General features: G+C 46.9%; 14 protein-coding genes and 1 riboswitch. Of the genes, 2 read left to right on the forward strand and 12 right to left on the reverse strand.

The genetic code is table 11. The features are described from left to right. Window positions 1-105: 105 nt before the first annotated feature. Window positions 106-885 carry an SDR family oxidoreductase gene (locus MKZ12_RS24530; protein WP_339237523.1) on the reverse strand — a complete coding sequence of 260 codons (780 nt, stop codon included), beginning with the start codon at window positions 883-885 and terminating at the stop codon, window positions 106-108. Between the two features lie 173 nt (window positions 886-1,058). On the opposite strand from MKZ12_RS24530, the gene MKZ12_RS24535 reads away from it, so the two are divergent. After that, window positions 1,059-2,057 (forward strand): DUF2167 domain-containing protein, encoded by a 999-nt coding sequence (locus tag MKZ12_RS24535; RefSeq protein WP_339257242.1) that lies wholly within the window; start codon window positions 1,059-1,061, stop codon window positions 2,055-2,057. A 190-nt stretch (window positions 2,058-2,247) separates the two neighbouring features. Here the strand turns inward: MKZ12_RS24535 and MKZ12_RS24540 are convergent, their stop codons facing one another. From MKZ12_RS24540 to MKZ12_RS24565, 6 genes are all read right to left on the reverse strand, one after another. Further along, window positions 2,248-3,087, reverse strand: coding sequence for a MetQ/NlpA family ABC transporter substrate-binding protein (locus MKZ12_RS24540; RefSeq protein WP_339257244.1), 840 nt, complete (start codon window positions 3,085-3,087; stop codon window positions 2,248-2,250). A gap of 75 nt (window positions 3,088-3,162) precedes the next feature. Further along, window positions 3,163-3,822 carry a methionine ABC transporter permease gene (locus MKZ12_RS24545; RefSeq protein ID WP_339257245.1) on the reverse strand — a complete coding sequence of 220 codons (660 nt, stop codon included), beginning with the start codon at window positions 3,820-3,822 and terminating at the stop codon, window positions 3,163-3,165. After that, complete coding sequence (locus MKZ12_RS24550) at window positions 3,823-4,857, reverse strand: methionine ABC transporter ATP-binding protein (protein WP_339257247.1); 1,035 nt, start codon at window positions 4,855-4,857, stop codon at window positions 3,823-3,825. It lies immediately after the preceding gene. Between the two features lie 125 nt (window positions 4,858-4,982). Beyond that, a riboswitch (SAM riboswitch) is annotated at window positions 4,983-5,124 on the reverse strand. Window positions 5,125-5,261: 137 nt separating this feature from the next. Then, on the reverse strand, window positions 5,262-5,978 hold the full coding sequence (locus MKZ12_RS24555; protein WP_339237532.1) for a Cthe_2314 family HEPN domain-containing protein: 717 nt from the start codon (window positions 5,976-5,978) through the stop codon (window positions 5,262-5,264). A 189-nt stretch (window positions 5,979-6,167) separates the two neighbouring features. Then, entirely contained in the window at window positions 6,168-7,106 is a 939-nt protein-coding gene (locus tag MKZ12_RS24560) for a heme A synthase (RefSeq protein ID WP_339237535.1), read from the reverse strand. A gap of 396 nt (window positions 7,107-7,502) precedes the next feature. Next, window positions 7,503-7,847: a thioredoxin family protein gene (locus MKZ12_RS24565; protein WP_017692403.1), complete on the reverse strand. Its 345-nt coding sequence runs from the start codon at window positions 7,845-7,847 to the stop codon at window positions 7,503-7,505. Window positions 7,848-7,989: 142 nt separating this feature from the next. On the opposite strand from MKZ12_RS24565, the gene MKZ12_RS24570 reads away from it, so the two are divergent. Continuing rightward, complete coding sequence (locus MKZ12_RS24570; protein ID WP_339257248.1) at window positions 7,990-9,276, forward strand: DUF2515 family protein; 1,287 nt, start codon at window positions 7,990-7,992, stop codon at window positions 9,274-9,276. A 222-nt stretch (window positions 9,277-9,498) separates the two neighbouring features. Here MKZ12_RS24570 and MKZ12_RS24575 read toward each other — a convergent pair whose 3' ends face one another. The 5 genes from MKZ12_RS24575 to MKZ12_RS24595 all read right to left on the reverse strand — a co-directional run bounded on the left by MKZ12_RS24575 (window position 9,499) and on the right by MKZ12_RS24595 (window position 15,267). Continuing rightward, the gene (locus MKZ12_RS24575; protein ID WP_339257250.1) at window positions 9,499-11,127 is read right to left on the reverse strand and encodes a polysaccharide biosynthesis protein; all 1,629 of its coding nucleotides are present in this window, start codon (window positions 11,125-11,127) and stop codon (window positions 9,499-9,501) included. A 61-nt stretch (window positions 11,128-11,188) separates the two neighbouring features. Then, the gene (locus MKZ12_RS24580; protein ID WP_047841365.1) at window positions 11,189-11,629 is read right to left on the reverse strand and encodes a DUF456 domain-containing protein; all 441 of its coding nucleotides are present in this window, start codon (window positions 11,627-11,629) and stop codon (window positions 11,189-11,191) included. 54 nt (window positions 11,630-11,683) lie between these two features. Further along, complete coding sequence (locus tag MKZ12_RS24585) at window positions 11,684-12,433, reverse strand: Cof-type HAD-IIB family hydrolase (protein WP_339257252.1); 750 nt, start codon at window positions 12,431-12,433, stop codon at window positions 11,684-11,686. A 1,002-nt stretch (window positions 12,434-13,435) separates the two neighbouring features. Beyond that, a complete protein-coding gene (locus MKZ12_RS24590; protein WP_339257253.1) occupies window positions 13,436-14,308 on the reverse strand; it encodes a metal ABC transporter permease in 873 nt (290 codons plus the stop codon). After that, window positions 14,308-15,267 (reverse strand): metal ABC transporter permease, encoded by a 960-nt coding sequence (locus tag MKZ12_RS24595; protein ID WP_339237544.1) that lies wholly within the window; start codon window positions 15,265-15,267, stop codon window positions 14,308-14,310. Before MKZ12_RS24595 ends, MKZ12_RS24590 begins: the two co-directional genes overlap by 1 nt. Window positions 15,268-15,269 lie beyond the last annotated feature (2 nt).

Raw genomic sequence — 15,269 nt, forward strand, 5'->3', positions numbered from 1 at the left:
GCATGAAGCGGAGGGCTCTTTTTTTGTGCGCATATTCAGCCTGTCCATTTCAACTGTCCCCTAGACCAGCACCAACGTCTTCAACGTCCAGTCCTATAACTCACCTTAAGTATCCTCACGCTGTATGGTCGGACGAATCGGATCAAGCCCTCCAGATACATCCATAATGTTACCTGTTATAAAATCGGAATGATCAAGGCATAGATACGTAATCACTCGCGCGATATCTTCACCGCTGCCAGGACGTCCTCTTGGCGTTTCCTCGTCGGTGATACCCGCCATTTCATCAATCGTTTTCTCTTTGTTGGCACCGCGAATATCTCCCGGGCATACCATGTTGACCGTAATTCCATAAGGAGCTTCCTCAACGGCGAGTGTCTTTGTAAAAGAGACCAGACCTACCTTGGCAGCCGCATATACGGCGCGATGTGGCCAAGATCTCGCTTCTCCAGCATGACTGAAGCCAAAATGGATAATACGTCCCCATTGCTTGCGTCTCATCTCTGGCAATACACGCTGATCCAGCAACATCGGTCCCAGCAGATTTCCCTGCACGAGCATCTGGACCTCGGCTTCAGAATAATCCGCAAATAATCGTCGTTCACGGACAAATGGACCCGCGTTATTCACCAAAATATCAATGCTGCCCAGGTTGTCTTCCACCTGTTCAACCAATGAAGAGATATCTTCTACCTTCGATATATCTGCCTGGATAGCAATGCACCGCACACCCTTGGCTGTAATCTGAGCCCTTAAAGCCTCAGCTTCTGCTCTGCTGTGTACATAGTTGAGGGCAATATGACACCCCTGATCTGCCAGACTGAGGGCCGTCATTTTACCAAGACCTTTGGCACTTCCCGTTATGAGGGCAATCTTTCCCTTCACGTTCATCCCCCTCTTCAAAGAGCAGTCACTATCCAGTATAAAAGATTTATCGTCCTCCTACAACTCGCTTATCCACAAGGGATTATCCACCTTTAATTCCAAATATATCTTGATCGGAATCGAATACCTATGGTACTGTCGAGGATATAACCCGAAAGGACCTCTACTTGAATATGAAGAACAAACGATGGATATCATTTCTTACACTTTTAATGGTGAGTGTATTCACAGTCTCTAGTGCTTCACAGATATCAGCAGAAAGTGAGACGTATCAATCACCCGATGAGTATGATTGGATTATTGGCCCTGCATCTGTAACGCTCGATGGCAAAGCCACACTGAAAGTCCCTGAAAGTCATTCCTTTCTGGATAAGGCCAATACCCAACGCTCAATACTTAACAGCGGTGGAAAGCCTAACGGGAATGAAATCGGAAGCCTAACCAGCAATAGTGAATACGGCTCGTGGTATGTTGTATTTGAATACGTGAAGACAGGTCATATTCATGATGATGATCAAAATTTGAATGGCGAAGAACTGTTAAGCAGTTATATCCGAGGCACAGAAGAAGAGAACAGAGAGCTCGATCCCGAATACAGAACGTACATAACAGGTTGGGAAATTGAACCGGCATACGATAAGACCAAACATCAGTTGGTCTACTCCCTAGGTTTCAAGAATGCTGATCAGCAAGCCATGGTGAATTACAATGTAAAACTCCTGACACGCGAAGGGTACATCACAGCCATTCTGGTTATCGATACGGCCAACTTTCAACAGAGCCGCCAGGCATTCGAGGAAACCGTCCTTAATCAACTTCACATCAATGCAGGACATACCTACGAGGAATATAATGCATCGACTGACAAAACTTCGACCATAGGGCTCAACAGCCTTCTGATGGGGGGAATCGGGTATACGGCTTCCCAAAAATTTAGCGCTCTTCTTTTGCTCAAAAAAGGATGGGCCTTAATCTTGGTTGTCGTTCTTGGACTAATCGGCTGGATCAGATACAAAATCAAAAGTTCACACGGAGATGAAGAAAAACTCTCTCCCTCCGAGCGGACGTACCTGCAAGAAGCAGATGAACAGCAGCATGCTGATCAGAATGAATTATCCTACTACCGCCAATCTGGACATCACTCCAATGCTGATACATCAGAGAAACTTTGACCTATGTTGTGACTTATGTTGATCCATGCTTCAGCACAGACTTGGGGAGTGGCTGTTCAAAAATTGCACCTCGCTACAAGCGCTAATAAGCAAAAAGAGGATGTCCTTCCGTCATATTCATGACTTATGGGACATCCTCTTCTTATCAGCTCACGTCAACTCATACATTCAACTCATACATATCGTTAAATTATTCAGTTGCAGGTTCAACTGCACCTTTATAACGCTCTTTGATAAATGTTTTCACTTCTTCGGAGTGCAGGGCAGCAGCCAGTTTCTGAATTGCATCTGAATCCTTGTTGTCCTCACGAGAAACGAGAATGTTCGCGTACGGGTTACCTTGCAGATCTTCGATCAGCAAGGCATCATTTGCCGGATTCAGGTTGGCTTCAAGCGCATAGTTGGCGTTGATGAATACCAGATCCGCTTCATCCAATTGACGAGGCATCATGGCTGCATCCAGCTCGATGATATCCAGGTTCTTCGGATTGGCTGTGATATCCTGAATCGTAGATGTGATATCTGTATTATCTTTCAGCGTAATAATGCCTTCCTTAGCGAGCAACAACAGTGCACGTCCACCATTGGATGGGTCATTTGGAATGGCTACTTTTGCGCCGTCAGCCAATTCATCCAAAGACTTAATCTTTTTGGAGTATCCGCCAAAAGGTTCAACATGAACAGGAGTTACAGCAACGAGGTTGAATCCACGTTCTTTATTCTCTGTGTCCAGGTAAGGCTGATGCTGGAAGAAGTTTGCATCCAATTTTTTATCAGCAAGTTGCTGGTTGGGTTGTACATAATCATTGAACGTAACGACTTGCAAACGAATGCCTTGTGCTTCCAGTTCAGGCTTGATGCTCTCCAGAATCTCAGCGTGTGGTGTAGGTGAAGCTCCAACTTTCAATTCAACCGTGCGTGGTGCACCTGCTGAATTGTCTGCACCGCTATCGGCATCCTTGTTGTTCCCGCAAGCTGCGAGAACTGCAATCAACATAAGACTAAGTAGAGCGAATGACCATTTTTTCATGTGTAAAACCCCTTCTCTAATCATTTTTTTCATGTGGCGTTCGAATAAATGCCTAGCCATCATGTTATCTATGTGTTATTTCCTGGTGAAAAATGTAACCAAGCGATCTCCAGCCATCTGGAGAATTTGCACGAGAATAATCATCGACACCACGGATATGATCATGATTTCATTTTGATAACGGAAATATCCGTAGTTGATTGCCAGCGTTCCCAGTCCACCACCACCAACCATGCCCGCCATCGCCGTATAGGAGACAAGCGTAACGATGGTAATGGTTATCCCAGCAACCAGACCAGGTAACGCCTCAGGCAGTAATACCCGTCTAACAATCTGTCCGGTCGATGCCCCCATTGACTGCGCCGCTTCAATTACACCACGGTCAACTTCTCGCAACGTTGTCTCCACCAATCGAGCAAAGTAAGGCGCTGCTGAAATAACCAAAGGAGGTATGACGCCAAGAACCCCCGTAGCTGTACCGACGAGTATACGAGTGAATGGAATAAGAGCAACAATCAATATGATAAATGGGACCGAGCGCAAAATATTAACAACCAGGGATAGTAAAGTGTACACCGTCCGTGACTTGATCGAAGCAGATCGGGCTGTCATAAACAGCAGAACTCCGAGTGGTAAACCAAAGATAACGGTGAATAGGCCTGATACACCCAAAATTTGCAGTGTCTCTATGGAAGCTTTACCAACCTCTTCCCAACGTACGGTTGAAAAATCCATCTAACGTAGCACCTCCACATCAAGTCCCTCAGCGGTTAATTCGGATATCGTCCGATCAATCGCATTAGAATCACCTTCGAACCGAACGGTCAGCTGACCATAAGGAACCTGTTTAATCGTAGCAATTGTCCCTTGCAGGATGGCAAAATCCACACCCGTCTTGCGAACCGTCCTGGACAAAATCGCTTCATACGTTTTGTTCCCCAGAAAGGATATCTTCACAAGTTTCGAAGCAACACCTGCCTGCAATTCAATGCCTGCCTTTGCCAGAGCGGTCTCTTCCAGAGCCAGTCCAGCTTCATGGTCACGCATCATGAAGTCTCGCGTAATCGCATGCTGCGGCTTCAGGAACACTTCGGTTACAGGTCCCTGTTCCACAATGCCACCTTGATGAATGACAGCCACCTTATCACAGATGTTCTGAATGACATGCATCTCATGTGTAATCAGCACAATGGTAAGGTTGTACTTTTCGTTAATGTCGAGCAATAACTTCAGAATTGAATTTGTCGTCTGCGGATCAAGCGCTGAAGTAGCCTCATCACAAAGAAGTACATTCGGATCACTCGCAAGTGCTCTCGCAATCCCCACACGTTGTTTCTGTCCACCTGATAATTGAGCTGGATATTTGTTGCTATGGTTCTCCAGACCAACGAGATTGAGCATTTCCTTCACTTTGCGATCAATGGCATCCTTGGGTGTATTCACAAGCTTTAGTGGAAAAGCCACATTATCATATACCGTTGCAGAGGATAACAGATTGAAGTGTTGGAAAATCATCCCGATCTTGCGTCTCTGTTGCTGCAATTCGGTTTTGCTCAGTTCAGTCAGATTGATCCCGTCAACCCATACTTCACCCTCCGTAGGCCGCTCCAGCAAATTAATACAGCGAATCAGTGTACTTTTACCCGCTCCGGAATGGCCAATAACGCCGTAGATTTCACCCTTTTGGATGTTCAAATTCAGCTCGGATAACGCTGTTGTCGACTTTTTTCCTTTGCCGTACGTTTTGGTTAATCCTTTTAATTCAATCAATCGCACTTGCCCCTTTCCAACCACCTACATGTATCTTTACCCGATCTAAAGGAAAACTCCCCTTAAAGTACAAAAAAGAGCCCTTTGCAGAAACAAAGAGGGCTCTTCACGTGAAAGAATATACCTTCTCATCTGCCAAAATCGTGCCTTGCACCATTTTGTAGGAATTAGCACCTAACATCTATAACGAATGATACATGTATCATGTCATTACAAATCGGTTGCCGGGCTTCATCGGGCCTGTCCCTCCGCCGCTCTCGATAAGAAATATGTTATTGTAGGATTTTATAAGTTCATGTAGTTCATGCTTTATAATGTGAATGTAAATTTTGAGATGATCTGTTCATTCTTTGTCATTGCAACACTCTAATTGAAACTCAGTATATTCCAAGTATTCCGATTTGTCAAAGGGAATTATTTCTTTGCCATATTTTATTGATATAACGATAAGAGGCTGTTAACGTTTCACAGACCATATCCACGCCCTGACGCATTTCCTGCACATGCTGATTCAGATCCTCCAGCTTCACCTTACCTTGCAAGGTCTGGTGTAACTGCCACAGGTCATCGTGCATTTCCGAGTTCATGTAATGAATTTCCATATTACGTCGTTTGCGCAGCTTGCTCATCGGCTCCCGATATGAGTCCTTGATCTGAATTAATTTCAATGCAAGATCATGATGCTCCCTCGCAAAATCGAACTGCCTTAACACCGTAAAATAAGAAAAATGCGCTTTTGTATTTGAAGTATTCAGCTGGAATATTTCATTCAATACGGTCCCGACTTTATCCAAAATGGCAAAGCAGCGGATGAAGCCATCTTTGTAGAAATACACATATCGGGCATACTCAGCTTTTTCAGTCGGCGTCATGTCGTCCGTTGAGCCTGCAACGACCTTTTTGCGAAAATGAGCTGCAGCGAAGCTGCTTTGCTCCAGTTCATCCAGTGAGGAGATGAGTCCCTGAGTCCACACATACAGTTTCCGATAGTCATGCGTGGGATCATGATCCACATGCATTTGCCGCTGAAAGAGCTCAAGTGTATGCGCCATGGAGTCCATCGCTTCCTTCAATTTACCTTCGTTTATACGCGGTTTTTCCCCCAACAACGTTCGCAGCATATTTAACCTCCTCTTTTCCGAATCAACATTTCATCACCGTAACACTTCATCCATTCCGTAATTGCTGCTTGCCATAGGTTGCCCTGATCCCCCTGACATCAAACAAAGTCCACCTGTCCAAAGATGTACATCACTGGATGGTGGACTTTCATATTAGGCCGAGTACCTTCAAGAGAACTGTATCTGTATCTAGAACCGATTAACCGGTCGATGCAGCTTGTACACCAGGAAACTCATATACGTTAAAACTCCGAACAATATGGCGATATCCAGCATATGAGCGAGAGCTACGAACATATATACTTCCGGGCGGTTCATTGTCACCATCATGAAAATACCAATCACGACTTGCATCAGGATGAGAACAACGGATACCACGCCAAGGGTACGCATTTCCTTGTTGTCCGGATGATTACGGTAAGCGAAATGACCCAGAATTGCAATAACAATGACGAGCGACGCTGCTGCTGCACGGTGAGCAAAAGCAACCGCTACCCCTCCTGAGAGCTCAGGGATGATCTGCCCGTTACAGAGCGGAAATCCGGAACATCCGCCAGCAGAATTCGTGTGGCTCACAAATGCACCCGTGTATACCACGAGATATGTGTAAATGGTGGAGAACCAGACCAGATTCCTGAATTTTTTGCTCACCCGAGGGTATTTATTCAGGCGCTCCAATCCGCCATCTTTTGCCTCCTGCCTTATGCCCAGCGCCATCATCAGGGAACTAGCAAAAGCAATCAGTGCAAAGCCGAAATGCAGTGCCATAACTGCTGAAGATTGGGAGAAGACGACGGCAAAAGCCCCCATGATCCCCTGCACGATAACAAATACCAGGGTTAAGAAAGAGAACAATTGCAGGTCACGACGTGACTTGCCAAACAGCAGAAAAGCAACAAACGAGGCAATGGACAACAATCCAGCCAGTGCGCTTACAGCGCGATGGGAATATTCAATAAGTGAAGCCACAGTATGTGCCGGAACGAGTTTCCCGTTACATAAAGGCCATTCCGTTCCGCAGCCAAGGCCCGATTCCGTTTTGGTTACGATGCCTCCACCAAAAGTGGCCAGAAACATGACAAGACAGGTTAATACGGTTAACCATTTAAATAAAGTTAAGTGTTTCAATTTTTTCTCACCCGCTGTTGGTTTAAGATGGCGAAGAATATCCTTCGCTTGTTTCGATACTTTGACACTTATTTCACAACTAAATTCATTATACCGGATAAAATGTTCATTGACGTCCGCGCTTTGTGACAAAATGTTAACGTCTGATGAAATAATGACCCATAGGTCACTGGGGATATGTACATCAAATTTCTAACATAGAAACATGTCGAACACACAAACGCCATTTCCCTATTTCAAGAGAAATGGCGTTTCATCTAGTATACCCTTTTACAACATGAACCTGTCATACTTTTATATAAGTTCAATGAAACATTTACACAATAACAGCGATCAAAAGGTTATTCTGTCATCGGAGTGTTTGTCTAAATATTCATCATTTGAACGTATATAACATTATTTATGGATCGTGTTGTACACTTCAACTGCGCGATCCAGGAACTGCTCAATCTCTTCTCTCGACTTGCGCAGCTTGTTCACGTACCGTACGAGTTCGCGCCCATCTGTATACGCCACAAAGCTCGGAATGCCAAGAATATTCTGCTCTTCACTAACCGTTCCAACCTGATCCACGTCGACCTCAATCAAAGTCAGTTCACGTGCATATTTCTCTTCAACCTCAGGCATAAACGGATCGATGTATTTGCAGTCACCACACCAGTCTGCCTTGAATACGGCAATCGTCAAACGTGGGGATTGGATGGCTACATCAAAAGCCGGTTTGGAAGTAATCTGTTCCATTCGGTTCATCTCCCTTTCTGTACCTTGTCTTATCCTAAGTGAAGCAAATTGGCGAGTGGAAGTCAAATAATCAGCGCATACTTAGAATAAACCACATGGTCTGTGAATTTAAACCCAGAACATCATGAAAGGATGTCACATCATGACTTCCACCAGAACCGATTCTTCCAGCGAACAGCATCACGGATCCCTCTTGCAGATGGTCCGTTCCATTCCGGGTGCTGCCCGGGAAATCTGGCGTGGCAAACAGGCTGCATGGCAAGCCTCAGCACAGCTTCGTCACCCATTGCGTAACATCGAGTGGGATACCGATACGGCAGCTGCCCTACAGTCTGAGGTAGAGCGTCTGTTACCTGCCAGCAGCAAGTCTTTTGCACGCGCGGACCAGGTTCAAAGCGCACTCGTCTGTGAAGAAGATTGCATCATTCTGGAAGAGATCAAGACACTGACCCAGGAGCATAACCGGAGTAATATCACCCGCACGTCAGCCTATCTGGAATGTTATGAGCAATACCCTGAACTGCATTGGGCTCTGCTGGCCCATATGGTCTCTCGCAACGGCGGATATCACATGACAGATCTTCAGAGTGACTTAATGCATAATCTGCAGAATCAGAGCGATCGCGAGCATATGTATCGGCTGCTGGAGCGATGCAATGCACTCATTTTCCAGGATGCATATCCCCAGCTACAGCTGTATATGAACAGTCGCCGGATTGGACGAAGCTGTTTCCATCTCTTGTCACACTTTCACGTATCTGCGTTTATGACGCCGTTTTGGGAACGCTTTTGGCTGGAACGGTGCAGTTCACTGCTTAGTGTGGCATTAATTATTAATGAGCAGAATTATATCGAGAGCCGGGTCGTGCAGCATCCTTATTTTCAAAAAGAAGTACTCTCCAAACCTGCATTCCATCTGCATAATTTGGCGGGGCTTAATCATATCGTCTTTCCTCTTGGTCGGGGAGCAGGCCTCGCGGGACGCGTCATTGAACATTTTGGCAAGTTGGATGAGCGGATCATGTTTGGCAAAGGCCTATATGCTCTGTTGTTTGGGGTGGAGCAAGTCCACACACAAGTGTTGGCGTTCGCACGTTCGGTTCCCCATCGTGGCTCACGGGCCGAATATTGGCCTGGCCTGTTTACCCATCGTGAAGAAGAGGCAGGTGATCATACATTATACGCGCAAGCGCTACTTGATGAAGAATGGCTTCCAGAAGGGCAACGATTATATAGTCCGGAACTGCTATCCGTATGGGGCGACACGCCTTATGAACCGATTACCAGACAAGACTGGCTTCAGACTCGGGATTGTCTCGGTTATCTAACAGCACCGCGCCGGCCATGGCTGTTTGAGATGAGTCACGAACATCGGTATGGCATGTTGAAAACAGCACTGGCTCATGATGCGAAAGCCATCACACACTAATGCTAAAGATCATATGGAACAGGTAAAGCCGGATGATGTGAATTTCCCAATGTACCGCTAATTCTCGCTTGCTGGGCTAATATTCAACGCAGTCACGCAGCTCGCCTTTGCGATACAAAAAGCCCTGTCCGCTGAACAGCAGACAGAGCTTTTATCCATGAACTTTTATCATTTATCCGATGTTCACAACATATTGGAGCTTGAATGATGCTCCTTGTATTGTTAACCTCTTTGCCCGGCTCCACGTTGAAGACGCATAAGTGGACGGAGAATTTTTTGCAGAATACGGGGGTAACTGCCCAGCTCGTCCTTGCGCAATACACGCAGCACAACCATGAGAACCAGATACACCACCACAACAAGCACACCAACCACAAGGCAGGTAAGCAAGAAGGATACACGCGCTGGCAGGAACAGTCCAAAGATCATATTTCCTATCCAGTTCGTTGCAAATCCTACACCTGCTGCAAGCAACACTGTAATGATAAAACCTTTCCAACGATCTCCCATGATGGAGAAATCAACGATTTTGCGAAGGACCCGCAGATTCAGGTACGTGATGACCAGGAAACAAAGGGCCGTTGCAATAATGATGCCGTAAATGCCAAAGATCGGCGCCAGAATCAGACTTGCGATCAGTTTGACTACAACACCTGCTGCCACACTAATCATCGTAATCCGCGGTTTCCCTACACCAAGCAAAATGGAATTGGTGGTCATCATCGTAATCTGGAAAATGGTACCGAATGTCAGCAAGGCAATAATCGGCGTTCCATCCAGATTGGTAAACAGCAATCCGTTGACCGAATACGCTGCCGCACAAAGTGCAATGACAATCGGCATACCTGTTAGAATCGAAATACGCATCGCAAGTGTAACCTGACTCTTCAGATGCGCTTCATCCTTGCGGGCAAATGCTGCCGAGATAACAGGCACCAACGATTGACTTAAAGCGATCGCCAGAATCGGAGGGATACCCGCAATACTTTGGGCCTTAGCTCCCAAGATCGCAAGAACGCCTGTCGCTTCTTCGAGTCCAATCTGGCCACTGAGCAGCGGAACCACAAGGGATGAATCGATGAAGTTAATGGCTGGAACTGCAAGTGAGGACAGCACAATGGGAATAGACAGCTTGAAGATATCGCTGTAGATACCTCGCATCGGTAGCTGCTTTGCAGGCTCGTAATTCAATTGGGCCGCACGGTCGCTACGACGCAGCTTCAAGGTGAAGTACAGCATGACACCAAAGGCACCCACACTTCCTAATACCCCACCAAATGAGGCACCCGCAGCAATCGTTTGATCATCATAATTCCATTGCAGCATGACATAAGCCACGATAATGGCTGTACCTACACGGGCGAACTGTTCCACAATCTGCGAAATGCCACCCGCTGTCATGTTCCCTCTTCCCTGGAAATATCCACGCATCATTGCAATGGCCGGGAACAGCAGCAAGGCTGGAGCCAAGGCGCGAATGGCGCTGACCGATGCCGGTACTTTGGAGACATACGTGGCATAATAAGGTGCAGCGAACCACAATAAAGCAGACATGACTACCCCGGCGACAGCCGCAAAGATCAGGGCTGCACGGTAGATCTGTTGGGCTTCACCCGCGCGTCCGAGTGCATAGCGTTCCGATACCATTTTGCTAAGTGTACTCGGTATGCCCGCCGTTGCTACAGTTAACAGCATTAAATATACCGTATTGGAGATGGTAAACGATGCGTTACCGACATCTCCGAGGATATGCTCCAGTGGCACCCGTTGAACCAACCCGAGTACTCTCGCGATTAGCGCAGCGGCTGCCAGAATGAGCGTACCCCTAATGAATGTTTCTTTCTTAGACAAACGAATTCCCCTTCTTTCCTCCACACCGGACGTGCATCCCGTTGAAGCTAATCCTGAACGTTTAGGCGAATCTTACCACCCAGATAATAAAGAGAACAATCATGACGATTTGCAAAATAATTTTCATCACAGTACTCGTAAATAGTCCCACGACGGAACCAAATCCAACTTTCGATGCTTTGGAAGGTGAAGACCCACCGATCAATTCCCCAATAAAAGCACCGATAAATGGTCCCAACACCAGTCCGAATGCCGGAATGACAAATGGGCCAATGATAACACCAATGGTACTCAGCGTGGTCGATAACTTGGAGCCACCGAACTTCTTCACACCCCATGCGCTGACGACATAATCAGCCACAAACAACACAACCACAATCAGAATCTGGATGATCCAGAACCATACACCGAACGGATCAAAACTGAAGAACCAGCCGTAGACCAGAAACGCGAAGAAAATCGCTACAGCACCAGGCAGTATGGGATATACCGTTCCAGCCATCCCCACTGCAAACAGCAGCACAATTAAAATCCAGGCAACGGTTGCGAGCAAAGGTTACTCCCCCTTCAAAATATGTTCACGAATCACTTCGACGATGCCGTCTTCATTATTACTCGCTACGATCAGATCAGCCGCTTCCTTCACCTGCTCTTGCGCATTACCCATAGCTACACCCAAACCTACCGCCTCAATGACAGCCAGATCGTTCAAGCTGTCTCCGACAGCAACAACTTCGGACATCTCGATGCCCAGCAGCTTGCAGACTTCCGCTACACCACTAGCTTTGGATATACCTGCAGGGTTGATCTCAATATTAACGGGTGAGGAATTCGTCATTTGCAGACCACCCATTTGTTGCAGTTCCATCATGATCTGGTGACGAACTTCATCCACTTCGATATTGAAGCCGAATTTCAACCATTCCAGACCTTCAATATTGTCCGTCCAACGGTCACGATTGAACAGCTCTTCCACGGAGTATGCCCAGTACCAGCTGTTATATTTCTCACCGATCTCCTGCATTCTGCGAATCAATGCCGGGTCCATCAGATGACGCATATGCAGATCATGCGGAGCTTTCCAGACCTCACTGCCGTTAACGGTGACCATCGGTGTCTCCAGCCCAAGTTGCACCGCATAAGGCATCGCGTGGAATACCGCTCTTCCCGTGGATAGGCACACATGCACACCCCGACGAATCGCAATCTGAATCCACTTGGCGGTCTCCTGCGTAATTTCATGATTATCATTAAGCAATGTTCCATCCATATCCAATGCAAGCAATTTGTATTTCAGTTCACTCATACAGTAGTTCCTCCTAGGTTGTCTCTCTCTCCAAGTTGAACTCATGGATATCCATTCAGGCACTAAACGGGCAGAAAACCTTTCGAGTCGTAGTATCTTTGTTTTAGAATTACCTTTTTCTTTAGTGTATTAAGATTATACGAGGTAACCGTTACGTGTACGGATCGTCTTCCGATCGCTTTGTCTCCAAATTTTCTAGATTCTCTCTTCTTAAGGGTTAGAAATTCGGAGACAGCGTATGCTTTCGAAGCAGCTTTCTTGCAGAAAGCTTTCAGGCGCACGCTATCGCTTCTTCAGATTGATTCCGCCCCCTTCACTACATCACCTTTGTATTTAGAGCTCATAGCACCTACCATCAAGAAGGAAATTCATAAACAAATTTCCCTTCTCTAGATCCTTTCTGCCATCTCAGTTCCACATTGGTTCTCCAGTTCAACTTGAAGGTTCTCTTTATCTATTGGTAAACATTCTTTCACAACAAGATCGCCCGGCACCCGTAAAAACGGACGCTCCGGACGTCACAGCTAACGACATTTTACCACAGATCATCTGTATGCAACAAAATAACCCGTAATCGGCAGGATGACGCTACAATATCATTTTATATTGTATATCTTATATGGGTTGCCCTTGTAAAAGTCATACGTCCAGACACGTAGAAAGGGACTGTCTCAGAAGGAACGCCGCCTCGCTCCAAGTGCTAACGAACCTACCGCACCTTAAAAGGCGCATCATCAACGGTTGCAAGATTTAACGAACCTCACTAACGCTATTTCGTCATAACAGGGCTTCCCAACCTATAAAAACCAGTAAATCGACGAAATAGCTTCTCTATAGTTCGTTAGTTCTCAGATCTGGGCAAATGGGAGCGAATAGCGTGTATCAGGTTCATTAAAACAAAATAACACTAAATGAGGATGTCCCTCGTCATATTCATGACTTATGGGACACCCTCATTGTTATAATTTTGTTTATTCATTTATAATTCACTTTAAACTTTAATTACCGTGCTGCGAATTTGCGACGAGCGTAACGGAATACGATGCCATGTTTCGGGGACAGCAGCAGTGCGAGAACAAACAAAATCCCAGCTACTGCCACCATGCAGCCCGCGATGGAAGCATCCAGGGCGTATGCCATGATGTAACCTCCAACCGAGGAAGCTGCTCCGATCAAGACGGCATACAGAATCATTTTGCCCAGACGATCTGTGAGCAGGTACGCCGTCGCCGCAGGTACAATCAGCATGCCCACCACGAGAATTGAACCCACACTTTCAAATGAAGCTACGGATGTCATGGAAACGAGTCCCATGAGCAGATAGTGGAACAGCACTACTGGAATGCCACAGGCAGCAGCCAGCGCCGGATCGAAGGCACATAGCTTGAACTGTTTGTAGAACATCCCAATGACGACGAGGATAACGAGTAACGTGATACCAAGCATCCAGACTGCCCTCGGCCCCACATCTGTGCCCCCAAGGGTTAGCGTATCCCACTGCACATAAGCGATCTCGCCGAACAAGACACAGTCTAGATCCAGATCGATGTGCTGAGCGTTTAGACTAATCAGAATGACGCCTACTGCGAAGAGTGCTGTGAACACAATTCCGATGGAGGCATCTGACGAGAGTCCACCCGCCTGCAAACTCTGTATGAAGAATACCGTCAGTAGACCAAACACGGTGGCACCGAGCAGCATCCATAACGAATCTCTGGAACCGCTCCACAGGAAAGCAATCGCAATACCAGGGAGAACCGCATGACTGATCGCATCACCGACCAGAGCCATTCGCCGCAGGATCAGAAAACAACCGAGGATGGCGCAGGCAGAAGAAACCAGTACGGCCGTCAAGATAATCCAAAACGTTGCCATTACATCTCCCCCCGTTCCTGCTGATTCCGCTGTGTGGCGAGAGTCTGAAGTGTAGCCCGCTCTTCACGCATATATGCGGACTTCGCCTGAATACTGCGTAACCGCCTGGCTAATAATCCACGACGCGGTGCGAGCAAGGCTGATCCGGCAAACAACACCGTAGCCGCAAGAACAGTTACAGGACCTGTTGGGAGATTAGGTACAAGTGTGCTGAAGATAGTTCCTGTTGCTCCGCTCAATGCACCAAATATGCCTGCCAACACCACCATCAGTGCGAGTGAGTCGGTCCAGCAACGTGCCGCTGCTGCCGGAGTTACCAGCAAGGCTGCAACAAGCACCACACCAACCGCCTGAATCCCGGCCACCACCGCGATTACCGTCAAGAGCAGAATAAGCTGCTCCAACATGGCAACTGGCAGTCCCATACCTCGTGCAAATCCCGGGTCAAAACTCACCAGTTTGAATTCCTTGAACCAGGCCAGACAGGCAATCAGCAATACGAGACATACACCACCCATGACATACACATCCGTCATGACCATAGATGCCGCCTGCCCAAACAAATATTTATCAAGTCCGCTTTGACTTCCGCTCGCTCCATGCTGGATGCGCGTCAGCATCACTACACCAATCCCGAAAAATACGGTCAACACAATGCCCATCGCCGCATCCTGTTTGATCCGGGAGTAGCGTGTAATCCACGAAATTCCGAAGGTAGCAACGATACCGGCCACCAGAGCACCGAACAGGAATAATCCTACAGACTTCGTTTCCGTTAACATAAATGCAATACAGATCCCAGGCAGAGCAGCATGAGCAAGGGTGTCCCCCATCAGACTCTGCTTACGAAGGAAGGTGAAGGAGCCAATAATTCCACTGCTGAATCCAAGCAGCAGACAGCCAAGCAATATCCAACGGGTATTGGGGTCGGACAAGATGGCAATGATCCAGTTCCACATGT

This window comes from Paenibacillus sp. FSL R5-0713 (genome assembly GCF_037973325.1).
GTDB lineage: Bacteria > Bacillota > Bacilli > Paenibacillales > Paenibacillaceae > Paenibacillus.

What these genes read in the sequence shown, in the direction of transcription:
- MKZ12_RS24535 (WP_339257242.1), top strand. Translation starts at nt 1,059, where the DNA reads ATGAAGAACAAACGATGGATATCATTTCTTACACTTTTAATGGTGAGT.
- MKZ12_RS24540 (WP_339257244.1), bottom strand. Translation starts at nt 3,087, where the DNA reads ATGAAAAAATGGTCATTCGCTCTACTTAGTCTTATGTTGATTGCAGTT.
- MKZ12_RS24545 (WP_339257245.1), bottom strand. Translation starts at nt 3,822, where the DNA reads ATGGATTTTTCAACCGTACGTTGGGAAGAGGTTGGTAAAGCTTCCATA.
- MKZ12_RS24555 (WP_339237532.1), bottom strand. Translation starts at nt 5,978, where the DNA reads ATGCTGCGAACGTTGTTGGGGGAAAAACCGCGTATAAACGAAGGTAAA.
- MKZ12_RS24565 (WP_017692403.1), bottom strand. Translation starts at nt 7,847, where the DNA reads ATGGAACAGATTACTTCCAAACCGGCTTTTGATGTAGCCATCCAATCC.
- MKZ12_RS24570 (WP_339257248.1), top strand. Translation starts at nt 7,990, where the DNA reads ATGACTTCCACCAGAACCGATTCTTCCAGCGAACAGCATCACGGATCC.
- MKZ12_RS24580 (WP_047841365.1), bottom strand. Translation starts at nt 11,629, where the DNA reads ATGGCTGGAACGGTATATCCCATACTGCCTGGTGCTGTAGCGATTTTC.
- MKZ12_RS24585 (WP_339257252.1), bottom strand. Translation starts at nt 12,433, where the DNA reads ATGAGTGAACTGAAATACAAATTGCTTGCATTGGATATGGATGGAACA.
- MKZ12_RS24590 (WP_339257253.1), bottom strand. Translation starts at nt 14,308, where the DNA reads ATGGCAACGTTTTGGATTATCTTGACGGCCGTACTGGTTTCTTCTGCC.
- MKZ12_RS24595 (WP_339237544.1), bottom strand. Translation starts at nt 15,267, where the DNA reads ATGTGGAACTGGATCATTGCCATCTTGTCCGACCCCAATACCCGTTGG.